This window comes from Streptomyces sp. NPDC054961 (genome assembly GCF_053609145.1).
Map to the genome: position 1 here is coordinate 42,390 of NZ_JBSGWY010000041.1, position 13,379 is coordinate 55,768.

General features: G+C 67.8%; 11 protein-coding genes and 3 pseudogenes. 7 read left to right on the top strand and 7 right to left on the bottom strand.

All coding sequences use genetic code 11. From position 1 onward, the window contains the following. Positions 1-6: 6 nt before the first annotated feature. The 3 genes from ACWF9Z_RS29195 to ACWF9Z_RS29205 form a co-directional block, all read right to left on the bottom strand. Positions 7-681: a hypothetical protein gene (locus tag ACWF9Z_RS29195; RefSeq protein WP_453606816.1), complete on the bottom strand. Its 675-nt coding sequence runs from the start codon at positions 679-681 to the stop codon at positions 7-9. Positions 682-691: 10 nt separating this feature from the next. Then, the gene (locus ACWF9Z_RS29200) at positions 692-2,299 is read right to left on the bottom strand and encodes an RNase A-like domain-containing protein (RefSeq protein ID WP_453606819.1); all 1,608 of its coding nucleotides are present in this window, start codon (positions 2,297-2,299) and stop codon (positions 692-694) included. A gap of 378 nt (positions 2,300-2,677) precedes the next feature. Continuing rightward, positions 2,678-2,803 (bottom strand): hypothetical protein, encoded by a 126-nt coding sequence (locus ACWF9Z_RS29205; RefSeq protein ID WP_453606822.1) that lies wholly within the window; start codon positions 2,801-2,803, stop codon positions 2,678-2,680. 461 nt (positions 2,804-3,264) lie between these two features. Between ACWF9Z_RS29205 and ACWF9Z_RS29210 the strand changes: the two genes are divergently transcribed. Then, positions 3,265-5,562: a molybdopterin-dependent oxidoreductase gene (locus tag ACWF9Z_RS29210; protein WP_453606824.1), complete on the top strand. Its 2,298-nt coding sequence runs from the start codon at positions 3,265-3,267 to the stop codon at positions 5,560-5,562. A 137-nt stretch (positions 5,563-5,699) separates the two neighbouring features. Beyond that, positions 5,700-6,251 (top strand): EF-hand domain-containing protein, encoded by a 552-nt coding sequence (locus ACWF9Z_RS29215; protein WP_453606828.1) that lies wholly within the window; start codon positions 5,700-5,702, stop codon positions 6,249-6,251. A 926-nt stretch (positions 6,252-7,177) separates the two neighbouring features. On the opposite strand, the gene ACWF9Z_RS29220 is transcribed toward ACWF9Z_RS29215, so the two are convergent. The 3 genes and pseudogenes from ACWF9Z_RS29220 to ACWF9Z_RS29230 all read right to left on the bottom strand — a co-directional run bounded on the left by ACWF9Z_RS29220 (position 7,178) and on the right by ACWF9Z_RS29230 (position 9,287). Then, entirely contained in the window at positions 7,178-8,077 is a 900-nt protein-coding gene (locus ACWF9Z_RS29220; protein ID WP_453606831.1) for a GNAT family N-acetyltransferase, read from the bottom strand. Between the two features lie 248 nt (positions 8,078-8,325). After that, a pseudogene (locus ACWF9Z_RS29225) lies at positions 8,326-8,499 on the bottom strand (IS630 family transposase); the annotation flags it as partial. 13 nt (positions 8,500-8,512) lie between these two features. Further along, a pseudogene (locus ACWF9Z_RS29230) lies at positions 8,513-9,287 on the bottom strand (transposase family protein). Between the two features lie 520 nt (positions 9,288-9,807). On the opposite strand from ACWF9Z_RS29230, the gene ACWF9Z_RS29235 reads away from it, so the two are divergent. From ACWF9Z_RS29235 to ACWF9Z_RS29245, 3 genes are all read left to right on the top strand, one after another. Further along, the gene (locus ACWF9Z_RS29235) at positions 9,808-10,260 is read left to right on the top strand and encodes a ribosome-inactivating family protein (protein ID WP_453606834.1); all 453 of its coding nucleotides are present in this window, start codon (positions 9,808-9,810) and stop codon (positions 10,258-10,260) included. Positions 10,261-10,407: 147 nt separating this feature from the next. After that, on the top strand, positions 10,408-11,232 hold the full coding sequence (locus tag ACWF9Z_RS29240) for a hypothetical protein (protein WP_453606837.1): 825 nt from the start codon (positions 10,408-10,410) through the stop codon (positions 11,230-11,232). Then, on the top strand, positions 11,229-11,945 hold the full coding sequence (locus tag ACWF9Z_RS29245; protein WP_453606839.1) for a class F sortase: 717 nt from the start codon (positions 11,229-11,231) through the stop codon (positions 11,943-11,945). Before ACWF9Z_RS29240 ends, ACWF9Z_RS29245 begins: the two co-directional genes overlap by 4 nt. Here the strand turns inward: ACWF9Z_RS29245 and ACWF9Z_RS29250 are convergent. Next, on the bottom strand, positions 11,897-12,418 hold the full coding sequence (locus tag ACWF9Z_RS29250; RefSeq protein ID WP_453606842.1) for a hypothetical protein: 522 nt from the start codon (positions 12,416-12,418) through the stop codon (positions 11,897-11,899). The genes ACWF9Z_RS29245 and ACWF9Z_RS29250 overlap by 49 nt on opposite strands. 3 nt (positions 12,419-12,421) lie before the next feature. Between ACWF9Z_RS29250 and ACWF9Z_RS29255 the strand changes: the two genes are divergently transcribed. Together ACWF9Z_RS29255 and ACWF9Z_RS29260 are read left to right on the top strand one after the other, a co-directional pair. After that, positions 12,422-12,790 (top strand): hypothetical protein, encoded by a 369-nt coding sequence (locus tag ACWF9Z_RS29255; RefSeq protein ID WP_453606845.1) that lies wholly within the window; start codon positions 12,422-12,424, stop codon positions 12,788-12,790. 151 nt (positions 12,791-12,941) lie between these two features. After that, positions 12,942-13,091: pseudogene (locus ACWF9Z_RS29260) on the top strand (SRPBCC family protein); the annotation flags it as partial. Between the last annotated feature and the right edge of the window lie 288 nt (positions 13,092-13,379).

The following is a 13,379-nucleotide window of genomic DNA, read 5'->3' on the forward strand; positions in this document are numbered from 1 at the left end:
GTGAGGTCAGTGTTCGTCGGCGAAGTGCTCCAGGATGGCCCGGAGCAGCAGCTGGAGCGTGTCGTGGGTGACCCAGGAGAGGACGGAGCCGAGCGCCGCGTTCAGTTCCTCCGGGGTGCGGAAGGTCAGCAAGGCCCGCTGGACCTCCGCCGCCACGGCGGCCGTCACGGTGTGGCATTCGTGTGGGTGCCGACTCGCGGCGACCACCTTCGCGGCCACCTCGGGTGGGAACTCCCCGGACCTGAAGGGGTGGGAGACGCAGTCCATCGTGAAGAACCGGATCCAGACCTCCCAGTGGCTCATGGGGAGTTCACCGAGGTCCAGGGAGGGTTCGCCGTCCTGGTCGCGGAGGTAATCGGCCAGCTCCCGCAGCAACTCCGCCGGTGGCCGGTCACCCGCGGCCCGGGCCAGCCGATCCCTCACGGCCGGACCGACCACCCCCGCCCGCGGGTCCGTCAGCCGGTCGGCGAGCAGACCGAGCAGCTCGGACACAGCGGCGAGCGGCATCGTCCACGAGGCTTCGGGGCTGTCGCGCACCAGCCGGCAGAACCGGTCCAGCTCCTCACGCAGCCGCGTTGCGTCCCCGCCCTCGGCCCCACCCTGGCCCCGTACCGCGATCGCCAGCTCGAGGAGCCTCCTGACCGGCCCTTCCTCGAACAGCGCGTCGGTGTGTTCTGTCATGTCGTGCATGCTACGGAGGCACCGGATACGAGCTCACCACCACGAACATATTGGTGACCGGATCGTAGCGGAGCACGAGGTGCACGCTCTTGACCTGCGCCGACGCGGTGGCACCCCGGGTGAGGACGGTGCCCGTGACGTCGGACATGGTCAGGTTGAAGCCGTACGTGGCGTCCGGGTTGTACGTCGCGTCCTTCCTCCGGTTGTTGAGCCAGCGCTTGATGTCCCGCCCCTTGTCGACATCGTCGAGGGCGGCCTGGGTGTACCGCTGCGCGTCGCTCAGGGAGGTGTAGGTGGAGGTGGAGCCCAGCCCGGGTTCGTCCCGCAGGCGCTGGTTCAGCTGGTCAGGGCTGAGCCCGACGTGCCGGTCCACCGTGTGCGCGCCGTTCGCCCCTTCCATCGAGGCCAGGAGGATGGGGTAGCGGCGGGCACCGGGTGGCGCGTTCTCCCTGATCTGCTGCATGTAGTCCGGGTTGAACTCGACGAGTGCGCGCGTGCCGAAGGCTTCCGCCCGCGCCATTTCCGACATGAAGGTGGGGACGCTGCGGACCGCGTCCTCCAGAGCCGGCGCCAGCTTCCCGATCGCCGTCCGCTGCTGCTGGAGCTGCTCCTCGTACCGGTCGACCGCCGCATTGACTTCAGGAACGTTGATGTTGAGGACGATCGCGACCGAGGCACTGCCGACGATCTTCCAGAGCCGGTCGCCCATGCGCTTGACGTTGTCCCAGGGACCGTCGTGTAGGTCGATGAACTTGAGCGCGTCGAGGATTGCCTGGTAGAGCAGTTCCCTCAGCCGGTCCCGGACGGCCTTGGCGGCCTCCGCGTACAGGCGTAGTGCCATGGCCAGTTGCTCGGCCGTGTTGGTCAGCACACCGAGCACGGGACGGCTCATACCGTTCCCAGGCGTGTCATGTCCCCACCGCTGGCCCTCGCGCTGCTGCCCCCAGGCGGACGTTCCCCACAGCGCGCTACTGAACCGCAGCATCGCCGCATGCCAGTCGGGGTTCGCGCCCGGCGAGCTGTCGGTGACCTGCTTGACCGTCTCGGTCAACTGGTTCGCCACCGTGCCGGCCGGCATGACGTACTGGTGCCAGGCCCACGAGACCTTGTCGAGCCGCAGATAGTCCGGCAGGGGCATGACTTCCAGGGCGCGGGCCGGCAGAGCCTTCTCGATCACGGGCCGCATGATGGCCATCGCTGCATCCCCGAAGTCCCCGGCCAGCTCGTGCAGGATGTCATTCATTCCCGTGCCGCCTCCGTGCCCGAGTCTGGGCACCCGCTCATAGACGGGCCCAAGGAAGATCACCCAGGGGGGCTGGCGCGGGGCGAAGGGCGGCGAGCCGGGATGGCTCGCGGCATCCGCCGCGCCGAAGGTGTTCGCAGTCAGAGTGAAACCGACGGCGGCTCCGCCGATACCCGTCACCGTCCTGGCGTGGGTGTCGAAGAACAGACTCGTTATGCGGAGGTACTCATCGGACAGGGCCGAGGCGGCCGTGCCCTGACCACCTGCGCCGGCGAGCCCGCCGAGGACGTCGAGCAGCTCACGGGCCACTCTGTGAAGTGAGGCCTGCTCGACGGCCACCGCATCGGAGACGGCGTAGAGGTGGTGCGGCCGCACGTCGATGATCCCGTTCGTGGCGATGCTGGGGATCGGCGGCGGTGGTGACGGCAGGGTCTGCCCGGGCCTGGGCGGCCCTGAGGGCGGGCTTCCCGACGGACTTGTCGGCGGCGGCCCAGGCTCGACCACGGGGGTCTGCGAAGGCAAGAGAGGGGTGGACCCGGGCTCGGGTAAGTGGGTCGCGCCGGAACTTGGCGTGGGTGGCGGCGGGGGCGGCGTCGAAGACGTCTGGGGCGGCGGGGTGCTCATCGACAAGGCGCCGGCAGCACCGGCACACGCCACGCGCTTCTACGCGGCACGCGCCCACGAAGTACGCCTAAACCACTGCCGTTTGCCATGGACGCCCCCCCGCGCTGACTTCGGTCGGCACAAGCTACATCAGCCCGGGATCGAGGGGACCAGGGAGAGATCGAATGGCCGGTAATGACCGGCTGCGGGTCCGTGGACGGAGACGGCCTCGTCGCTGTGGCGGGGGATCAGCGCGACGATGTAGACAGCGGCCATGCGGGACCCTCGACGGCTTCATAGCCGGCACCGGCCTCACCCTCGACACACCAGCCTCACCCTGAAACGCCGAAGTCAGTAGGGAAGAGCTGGAAGCCCGTGCCGCCGCTCTGCCAGGTGGGTCTGGGCTCGGGGAGCTCCTGGCATACACCCTGGCCGAGACGGACAGGCGTCTGTCGGTGACGTCCTCTGGGTGCGGCGTCCTAGCCTACGCACAGGGCCGAGCCTGCCTCGTCGAGGGGCTGCACCTGTCCCTGGACCGTCTGGAACGACACCCGGCGACACCACTGGCCGTACACCCGGCGCCGAAACACTGATCGGTGGGGTTGATCGGCAGGCCTCAGGGGAAGTCTCTGCCCTGCGGACCGTCGGCTGGACAGGGGGTCCCTGTGACGTAGGCAGCCGCTGTGCGGGAGCAGGGGAAACTTCCAGGGTGGGGTTGGGGCATGGTGGAACGACGCATGTCGGTTGCGACGCACTGGGGCAGTTTTGTCGCGGTGGTCGAATCCGGCCGGTTGGTGCGAATCGAGCCGACGAGCGACGACCCTGCACCGTCGCCTATCGGCCCCGGAATGGTGACGGCCGCCGACGACCACGCTCGGGTGTTGCGCCCCGCGGTGCGCAAAGGCTGGCTGAACGGCCTGCCGCGCGTCCACGACACGGCCAGAGGCGCGGACGCCTTCGTGGAAGTGAGCTGGGACGACGCGCTCGCCCTGGTCGGTAATGAACTGTCTCGGGTTCGTTCACAGCACGGGGACAGTGCGGTGTTCGGCGGGTCCTACGGCTGGGCGAGTGCGGGCGCGTTCCACAACGCGCAGGGGCAACTCCATCGGTTCCTGTCGTTAGGCGGTGGATACACCGATTCGCGCAATACGTACAGCACTGCGGCCTTGGAGGTCATCCTTCCTCATGTGATCGGCGGGCATCCGTGGAGCTACCAGTCCCGGATGCCGATGTGGGACGAGATAGCCGAGAACTGTGAGCTCGTGGTGGCGTTCGGCGGGCTGGCGCTGAAGAACAGCCAGATCAACCCTGGTGGGCTGGCCAGGCACCAGACGCAGGACCTGCAGCGCCAGTGTCGTGAGGCCGGGGTGCGGTTCGTGAACGTCAGTCCCATCCGCAGCGATGTCGCCGGCTTCCTCGACGCCGAGTGGCTGCCCGTCGTCCCCAACACCGACACCGCCGCGATGCTCGGCATCGCCCACACGATGCTGGTCAACGGCTGGCACGACGAGGACTTCCTCCGCCGGTGCTGCGTAGGGTTCGACCGCTTCGCCTCCTATCTGCTCGGCGAACTCGATGGCGTCCCCAAGGACGCTGCCTGGGCAGCGCAGATCACGGGCATCAGCCGCGACACGCTCACCGACCTTGCCCGCCGCCTGACCACCCAGCGTTCCCTCATCATGGTCAACTACGCGGTGCAACGGGCGGACCATGGCGAACAGCCGATCTGGATGTCGGTCGTGCTGGCTGCCATGGCGGGCTCGATGGGCCGGCCTGGCCGCGGCTGGGGCGCAGGCTACGCGACGATGGACGCGACCGGCGTTGCCCCGGGCCGCCCCTCGGTGGCGACGATTCCGGCGGTGTCCAACCCCGTTCCGGACTTCATCCCGGTCGCAAGGATCGCCGACACCCTGCTGTATCCGGGGAAGACCATCGACTACGACGGGCAACGGCTCACATTGCCCGAGCTGCGCCTGATCTACTGGTGTGGAGGGAACCCGTTCCACCACCACCAGGACCTGCACCGGTTGGCCCGTGCCTGGCAGAGGCCTGACACGGTGGTGGTTCACGAAGCTTGGTGGAACGCCACGGCCAAGTTCGCGGACATCGTCCTGCCCGTCGCCACCGGCCTGGAGCGCGACGACTTTGCAGCCGGATTCTCCGATCCCCATCTCGTCGCGATGCCGAAGGTCCGTGAGCCGGAGGGCGAGTCGCTTACCGACCACCAGATCTTCGCCGCCCTGGCCGCCCGGCTCGGGTACGAGAAGGAGTTCACACAGTCGCGTTCCGAGATGGACTGGGTCAGGCATCTTTACGAGCAGACGAGAGCCGGGCTCGGCGACGAGGCCGCCTTGCCGAGTTTCGAGGAATTCTGGCGAAGCTCCACTGCTGAGCTGCCGGCGCTGGCCGGACCGTTTCCCGGGAGCTTCGAGGCGCTGCGCTCAGATCCGCGGCGTTTCCCCCTGCCGACGCCATCGGGCAGGATCGAGATCTTTTCCGAGGAGATCGACTCGTTCGGCTATGACGACTGCGCCGGGCATCCGACGTGGTTCGAACCAGTGGAGTGGCTTCACGCTGACCTGGCGGACCGATTCCCACTGCATCTGATCTCGAACCAGCCCGCCTCGCGGCTACACAGCCAGTACGACAACGGCGGCCACAGCCTCAGCTCAAAAATTCGTGGCCGTGAGCCCGTGACCCTCAACTCATCGGACGCCGCGTCGCGCGGAATCGTGAACGGCATGATCGTGCGAGTCTTCAACGACCGAGGCAGCTGCCTCGCGGGCGCAGTCCTGTCGGACGACCTCATGCCAGGCGTCGTACAGCTGTCCACCGGTGCGTGGTGGGATCCGGTCCAGCCGGGCCTGAGCGGAACCTTGGACCGCCACGGTAATCCGAACGTCCTCACGGCAGATCGGCCATGCTCGCGCCTCTCCCAAGGGCCCAGCGCCCTCAGCGCGCTGGTCGACGTCGAGCCGTACGCCGATCCCCCTCCTGCGGTGTTCGCCTTCACGCCACCCAACCTCGAACACTGACACGAAAGCCTCAGGCCTCTTCGGGCCGATCTCTGCTCGCTCCATGGTCACGTGCGTGGCAGGCTGCACCCGCCTGCCGTGAGGCTCTCCACATGCACGTTTGCGTTTGCGTAACCGTATGAATACTGTGCGCATTTGTGACTGCACTTCAAGACCTCAAGTACGGCCAGTGGTTCAGGGGCGCCGACGTCGACGGCGACGGGTTCATCACCCAGCGGGACGTCCGCATGATGAGCGAGCGCTACATCGCCGTTCGCGGCACCATCCCGGACCCCGCGACCGCCCGTCTGCTCACCGATGGGATGGACGCGTTCTGGACGAACGTGATCGCCCCCATGGACCAGGACGGTGACGGGAAGGTCGACCTGCGGGAGATGACGGAAGGATTCAGGCGGGTCCTGACCGACCCGGCCCTGTATCCGGAACAGATCGAGCCGGTCACCAACTGCTTCTTCGACCTGGTCGATCTCAACGCAGATGGAAAGATCGACCAGGCGGAGTTCCAGCAGATGTTCGACTCAGTCGCCGGCGTTCCCGGAGACGACTGCGCCGCCGTCTTCGCCGCCTTGGACCGGGACGGCTCCGGCGCGCTGGACCGCGGCGAATTCCACCAGGCACTCACGGAGTTCTTCTACGGCAACGACCCGGACGCTCCCGCTAACCACCTGTTTGGGAAAGTCGCCTGCTGACAACCCCAAAATGTGGCCCAGGATCCGTACGCCCACACCACTGCTGGTGTGGGCGTACAGAGTGAAGACCTCAGGCCAGGGCAGCCCCTGAAGACACCTCTTCAACCACCGACGGTTCTGCGCCCCGACCTGGAACCGATCTTCAGCGAGCTCCCCGAGCAATGGGAGAGTGCCGGCCGCCTGGCGCCAGACCGCGCGGACGAGGAGGGGACGATCCTTGCCCGCCGCTACCTCTGGCCCCTCCGCTGATTCCGCCCCAAGGTCCCGCGATGGCGATTTCGCCGCGCTTCCGAGGCTGTCGGACCGGCACCGTGGTTGGGCCCCGGTCCGACAGCCCCCATCATCAAGCCCGAACGGGACAGCTCCCACAACACGAAGGCCCCGACCGCTCGGTAGATCAGGGACCTTCGGCGCCGGGGAAACTGACACGGCTCCGACGCCGCGCAGGAATCGGAGCCGCGGACCGCACAGGACCCAACGTGGGGGTCCAGCCCCGTGCACGCGTCATGCCCTCCAACGCGTACGGCTGCGCCAAGGATACGGCCAGTAGCGCTCGTGGAAGGCGGCTTCGAGGAGGGGCTGTCGGGTACCCGGCGGTCCGGGCCCGGACGGTCGTGCCGCGCTGGCGGCCCGTAAGACCGGTTACTGAGGTCTTCTGTTCGGCGTCGGCGTCGGCGTCGGCGGTGACGGTTCATGGTCCCTTCGGTATGACCGTGGGGTGAGATATCCGGAGGGTTGGGGGCTGACCTCTGAGTTCGGGTATTTCGGGAGGGGATCCGGCTTCAGTCCGTCAAGAGGTTCCCGGCGGGTGAGAAGACCGCGGTAATCGAGCCCGCTGTCGATCCCCTGCCAGCCAGCCATCGGCACTGGCGAGCGGTCCGGACCTGCCCTCGGACCGGACCGCTCGCACCGGGTGCTACTCCTCGCTAGGCCTCCTGGCCCGCTGAGTGGAAGTTGATGCGTTCCTTGATGACGGGGAAGCCGGCCTTGGTGAAGTTCGCTGCCATGGGGAAGTTGCCCTGGTCGGTCGATCCGGTGACGACCTCCGCGCCCTGCTCGACGAGGAGGTGGGTGCATTCCGCGAGGAGGTCGTAGGCGTAGCCGTGACCGCGCTGCTCCGGCAGGACTCCGATGAAGCCGATGGTCGGGCCGGAGGGGTTGTGGGCCGGTATGTGGATGCCGGCCAGGTTGCCCTCGGGCGTGTGCGCGATCTGCCACCACTCCCGTGGGGAGGGGCACCAGTGGAGGAAGTCGAGTTCCTCCTGGGCAGCCTGGTCGAGACCACCCTCCTCGATGGCCCTGAGCGCGTGGGCGTCCAGGGTGACAGAATGGATGCGGCGAAACGCGTCGAAGAACACGGCGTCGTCGGGTTCGGCGCTGAAGCGCAGGCGTCCGGGCCGCTCGGGCAGACCTTGCTCCGGGGTCCAGCGGTACAGGAAGCGTTCCACCAGGAGTTCGTACCCAGCGGCTCGTGCGGCGGCGAAGCGCGTCTCGGCGCCGGCCCGCAGTTCGGGGTCGTCCCGCCAGCCGCTGGGCACGTTGATCTCGAGTTCGACCTGCCAGGGAGCGGAGCGCAGAAGTTCGGCTCCGGCCTCCTCTTCCCCCTCGGCCACGTCGAACCAGTTGATGTTGACGGGCTCCGAGTCGTCGGGGCCGCCCCACCACGCGCCGCGTGCAACGACTTCGCCATCGCGCAGGGCGACGCGCTTCCAGTCGGGGCGGAACCGGGTGCGCCGATGACCCTCACGGGCGCCCAGGGGGTCGGGGAGTGCGTCAAAGAGATGTGCGTCGCTCGCGGAGAGCGTACGGATGACCAGATCGGTCATGGATTCCTCCGGGATAAAGGCTGCTGGGAGCGCCCCCGGTCAGAACTGAGAAACCACGCCGGGATGTTGGAAGAGGGAGCGCTGGAAAGGTGTGAACCACACGGCACTCGCCTCCTTCCGTTCATCTCAGGGCGTGGAGCCACACGGTACGTGATCTTCCGCGGGTCCGTCCACGGATTTCTGCGGCCCTTGGAAAGAAGGGTTCCGCGGGAGGAGGCAGGGCGCTCTCAATGGCCCACGGGGCCTTACTACTGAGGTCCTCGGGGTGGGGTCAGCGGGTTGATGGCCAGGCCGGTGGAGGTGAGGCAGCCGTCGATCAGGCGAGACCGAAGCTGAATCTTGCGTAACTCGCGTCGCAGTACGCGGTCGAGGTCGTCGAGTGTGTCGAAGGCGGTGTTGGCCGTCGCTCGGCGTACCAGTGAGTCTTTTCCAATCTCATGTTGAGGCGTGGTGGAGGACGAGGACGGCCTTCACGATGTCGGTGATCCGGTTGGTGCTGCAGCGGAGCTTCCGGAGCAGGCGCCAGCCCTTCAGGACGGCCATGGCCTGCTCGCCGACGCAGCGGATCTTGGCGTGGCTGCTGTGGTGACGTCGTTTCCAGCGCTTGAGTCGGCGGCCCCGGAAGGGGACCCGGATGTGCGGGCCGGCCCCTTGGTACGCCTTGTCCGCCCAGCATTTCACTCCCGCGGCGGCGAGCGCGTCGACGATCCCGTGGCTTCGGGCAGCCGTCAGGTCATGGGTGGAGCCCGGCAGGGCGGCCGAGGCCCAGAGCAGCCGGCCGAACGGGTCGGTGAGGACCTGCACATTCATGCCGTGCCGCTTGTGCTTGCCCGAGTAGTAGGGGGTGTCCGCGGCGATCCGGTCGGTCGGCAGAAGGGTGCCGTCCAGGATCACGAATGCCTTCTTCCGGGCCGCCTCCATCACCTTGGCCAGGGTCGGTGCGAGAGCGGCCAAGACTTCGATCGCCTCGCGTATGTACCGGTAGACGGTCGCGATGCCGATGCCGATGCCGAATCCAGCGGCGAGCTGGGGTGTCGCCGCACCGCAGATGGGCCAGGGCCGGCAAGGCCTGGCGGCCGACGGGCAGTCGCCGCCAGCGCGTACCGATCTCCCGTCGCCGGGCTGCGAGCTGCTCGGTCAGGTGCCGCAGCGTGCTGCTGGACAGATCGATCGAGGACGGGCAAACAAGCGCGGAAGCTCCTGGCGGCACGGGTGATCTTGGCCGAGAACCCGTCTACCAGGAGCTTCGTCGTTGCGTACAGCCCCCGACCTCCAACGCTCCGACATCCCAGTCAGGTTGGAAAAGGCTCACTGTGCTTCAGGGCCCGTTGAGGCTCGCCGGCGGCCGTCCGGTCACCGGGATCACGCGCATATTTCTTAGCATCAGAGGCCAACTATTCGCCCGGCCGCCGCCAGGACGACTACAAAGGTCCTCACGGAACCGAACCCGGCGATGGGGTTGATGCCACCCCGTCGACGATCGGAATGATGTCGAAGGCGGTGGATTGCGTGCGCGAGTACAGCAGGATCGAATCGGCGGCGGTCAGATTACTTCCGAGGAGTCCGGGTTCCGGATCCTTCACCTGATCCGGGCGGCCATGCTGAAACCAGTGTGCTTTTCCCCGGCGTACGCATCGGTGGACGAGTACAGGCTCCTGACGTCGACCATCCGGTCGAGGGTGGAAGATGCTCCGGGCTGGTTCAGCAGGGCCGGGCACGGGGAGGGGGGAATGCCTCACCTCCCCCTGCGCATTCACCTGCGAGGTCTGTTCATTGAGCTCTACATCCAGCTCCGCCTGCAGAATTCCGACCTTCGTATCGTCGGATTCCGCAACACCTTCGAGAACTGGCAGGCCCCGCCGGAAGCGTACGTCCGCCACGTGCGGGACTGGGTCGCGCCACCGGGGATCCGTCGAACGGCGGCCCTGCCCTTCGGTGGAGGTCGATTCGACCTGGAGATGGCCGCCGACGTGCGCCGTTCGGGAATCTCCCTGGGGCGCCGCCCCTTGGGTGACGCGGTCATCTGGCTGCATCGGAACCGCGATCCGAAATGCACCGCACATGGCATTCTCGTGCTCTCGGAAATGCTCTGTGAGGCTGCCAGATACCCTGCCCTGGCAGATGCGATGTCGCGCATCTGGATGACCGGCGGGCGGCTGTCGGCCGATGAAGGAGCCGCCTGAGGAATCTTCACATGGGCACCCATCCACAGATGTTCGGCACCGGAGGAGCGAGACCGAGACCAGGAGCGAGACACCTCTCAAGGAAACCGTTTCAACCCCGTACGATCTGTGATTCCCGTTCTGGGGATCCACGGAACAGGAGCGAAAGTGATAGTAAAGCGCGCCGGTCGCCTCGTGGTTCTCGGCGCCGTACCCGCCGCAGTGTGCCTGACCCTCGGCCTTTCCGGACCAGCTCTCGCGGAGGGCGGAAAGGCGTACCAGATCGACCTGGCGCAGCTGAACGCATCGGGCTCCAGCGGTACGGTCATGCTGAGCCTCAATGGCAACCAACTCACGGTGCAAATCGAGTCCAAGGGAATGGTGCCAGGACAGCCGTCGGCCCAGCATCTGCACGGTTCGACGAAGGGGCACGACTTCAAATGCCCGGACGCCACCGACGACACCGACGGCGACGGGGTCCTCAGCAACACCGAGGCCACGCATGACTACGGCGACATCAACATCTCACTCACCACGGCGGGGGACACCAAGGCCACCAGCGGTCTCGCCGTGGAACGCATGCCCGTCGCCGACAAGCAGGGCAAGATCTCCTACAAGCGGACGATTCCCGTCGGCCAGGATGTGGTCGACCACATCAAGGACCTGCACGTCGTGCAGCATGGCATCGACCGCAACAAGAACAAGAAGTACGACTTCGAGGGCGCCGGCAAGAGCGAGCTCGACCCGAAGCTGCCCCAGGAGGCCACGGCTCCGACCAACTGCGGAGAGGTCAAGGGCGCGGCCGTGGGGTCCATTCCGGTCGGCGGCATCGAGACCGGCGGCGGCTCTCCGCAACACGCGTCGGCGCCGGTGACGGTGCGCGACGGTGCGGCGATCACCGTACTCGCGCTGGTGGCGGGTGCGATGGCCGTCACGCGGAAGCGGGCCATTGCCGTCCCCGTCCGCAGGGGGAACACCGGAGGCGGCACGTGAAGCCGGCTGCCGCGCATTCCACACCCGTCGCCTCGACCACGCGGCCCCGCCGCCGGACCGCGGCCCCCCTGGCGGCCGCCGTCCTCGCCGGGCTGCTCCTCGCGGGGTGCGCCGGCCAGAACGCGGCGAAGCCCCCCTCGGAGGGGCAAGCCCTCCAGGGCGGGGCACCGGCCGCCGCGGGCGCCGCTCCCACCGACTCCGCGTCACCGGCAGACGGATCGCAGAGCGGTACGGGTGCGGGCCGGGCCGAGCCCGCCCTCGCCCGGTCGGAGCCGCAGAAGATCACGATCCCCTCCCTCGGTCTGTCCAGCACCCTGGAGACGCTGCGGCAGAACGTGGACGGCACCATGCAGACCCCGAAGGACCCCGCGCTCGCGGGTTGGTACGAGCCGGGGCCGACCCCCGGCTCCCAAGGACCGGCCGTGATCGCCGGACATGTCACGTGGAACGGAGCCTCCGCAGTGTTCGAGAAGCTGAAGACGATGAAGGGCGGCGACACCATCAAGGTGACCCGACAGGACGGCAAGACGGTCACCTTCACGGTGGACCGGGTCGGCGAGTACCCGAAGGCCGAGTTCCCCACGCTGGAGGTCTACAAGAACCTCGACCACGCCGGCCTTCGCCTGGTCACCTGCGGCGGTGACTTCGACCCCAAGAAGCACTACTACGACAGCAACGTCGTGGTGTTCGCCCGCATGACGGGCGCCGCGTAGCCACTCCACCGGCGCGGGAAGACGTTCGTCAGCCGCAGGCCCCCACTGCGGCTGACGGACTCTGCCGCGCTCCTCTCGGACAAGGGTCGGGCACGCGGCCTGGGTGACCTGCCGGCCCTGTCGGACTTCGTCGCGGGATCCAGGGTCAGGCACTTCCCGGTCCACTGCTTGATGAAGGAGTAGCCGCACGCCTTTCCGTCGTTGTCGACATTCACCGGGATGACGTTCCACAGCTGGCTGCGGCCGCCCTGGCCGTCGTCGAACCCGTCACCGCGCACCATGCACCGGTTCGGCGCGTAGGTGTTGACGTAATGCCTGCCGGCGCTGACGGTCCGGATCGACTCGTCGGGCGTGTAGACGTAGGCGTCGCGGTTGATGTCGGCAACCCCGCCGCCGCCGACCGCTACCGCTTCCCCGACCTCCTCCGTCTGTTCGCCGCCGAACAGCTGGCCGAGGAGGACGACCTCGCGCACATCATGGCCGCCCGGGACCGGGACGCCCGATGGGCACTGCGCAGGGCGGCCGCCGCCCTGCGCTTCGACGCGGACCACGACCACACCGCCGCCCTGACGACCGCACGAGCCGCCCCGGAAGCGGCGCCCGAGGTCGGCGACGACCTCCAGGTGGGCTGGGCACTGGGCTACGAGGCGGAGGCCCTCCACCGGCTCGGACGGAACGACGAGACCATCGCCCGGCTCCGTGAGGCAGCAGCCCACCTCGGTAACCAGACCTGCGCGCAGAGCCGTCTGGCGAACGAACTCACCACCCTCAACGCCTTCGGCCAGCAACTGCGCCAGGCCGGCAGCGCACACGAGGCCCTGACGATCCACCGGCGACTGTCCTGACCGCACGGCACCGCACCGCACCGGCGGACCATCCCGCCAGTGCGGTGTTCGGGGGTCACGGGCGCGGGCAGCGGGGGCCGGGCGTGGGCAGGGGAAAGGTTCCCCGGGTACGGCCGGACACCGCCTGGCCGGCGAAGAGGAAGGATGCTCTGTGTCGAAGGTCGAAGCATCCATCGAGGTCGACGTCCCCGTGCGCACCGCCTACAACCAGTGGACGCAGTTCGAGTCGTTCCCCCACTTCATGGACGGTGTGGAGCGCATCGAGCAGCGCACCGACACCATGACGCACTGGGTCACGAAGCAAAACGTAGGAAAATCATGGCCGCACTCTGCCATCAGGGCCTGAGGTCGGCAGCCGGATTTCCAGGCCGGCCAGCTGATCGTGCTGTAGCGGGGCCCTGCACAGTGGGACGACACCAGGAAGGCCCGAGGGCATCGAAGGCCGGGCGGCTTCTGGTGTCGCCAGGAGCGCGACGATGGTGACACGGTCCAGGCGGTCGCGGCCGGTTCGGGGCGTGGCTCCGGTATCGCCCGGTTGTCTGAATTTTCCGCGGGAAATTCGCCGCCCTTCGGTGGCTTGGGCGGCTCG

Coding starts and splice junctions, on each gene's coding strand:
- ACWF9Z_RS29195 (WP_453606816.1), bottom strand. CDS start 681: ATGACAGAACACACCGACGCGCTGTTCGAGGAAGGGCCGGTCAGGAGG.
- ACWF9Z_RS29205 (WP_453606822.1), bottom strand. CDS start 2,803: ATGGCCGCTGTCTACATCGTCGCGCTGATCCCCCGCCACAGCGACGAG.
- ACWF9Z_RS29210 (WP_453606824.1), top strand. CDS start 3,265: ATGTCGGTTGCGACGCACTGGGGCAGTTTTGTCGCGGTGGTCGAATCC.
- ACWF9Z_RS29220 (WP_453606831.1), bottom strand. CDS start 8,077: ATGACCGATCTGGTCATCCGTACGCTCTCCGCGAGCGACGCACATCTC.
- ACWF9Z_RS29235 (WP_453606834.1), top strand. CDS start 9,808: ATGCCTCACCTCCCCCTGCGCATTCACCTGCGAGGTCTGTTCATTGAG.
- ACWF9Z_RS29255 (WP_453606845.1), top strand. CDS start 12,422: ATGGCCGCCCGGGACCGGGACGCCCGATGGGCACTGCGCAGGGCGGCC.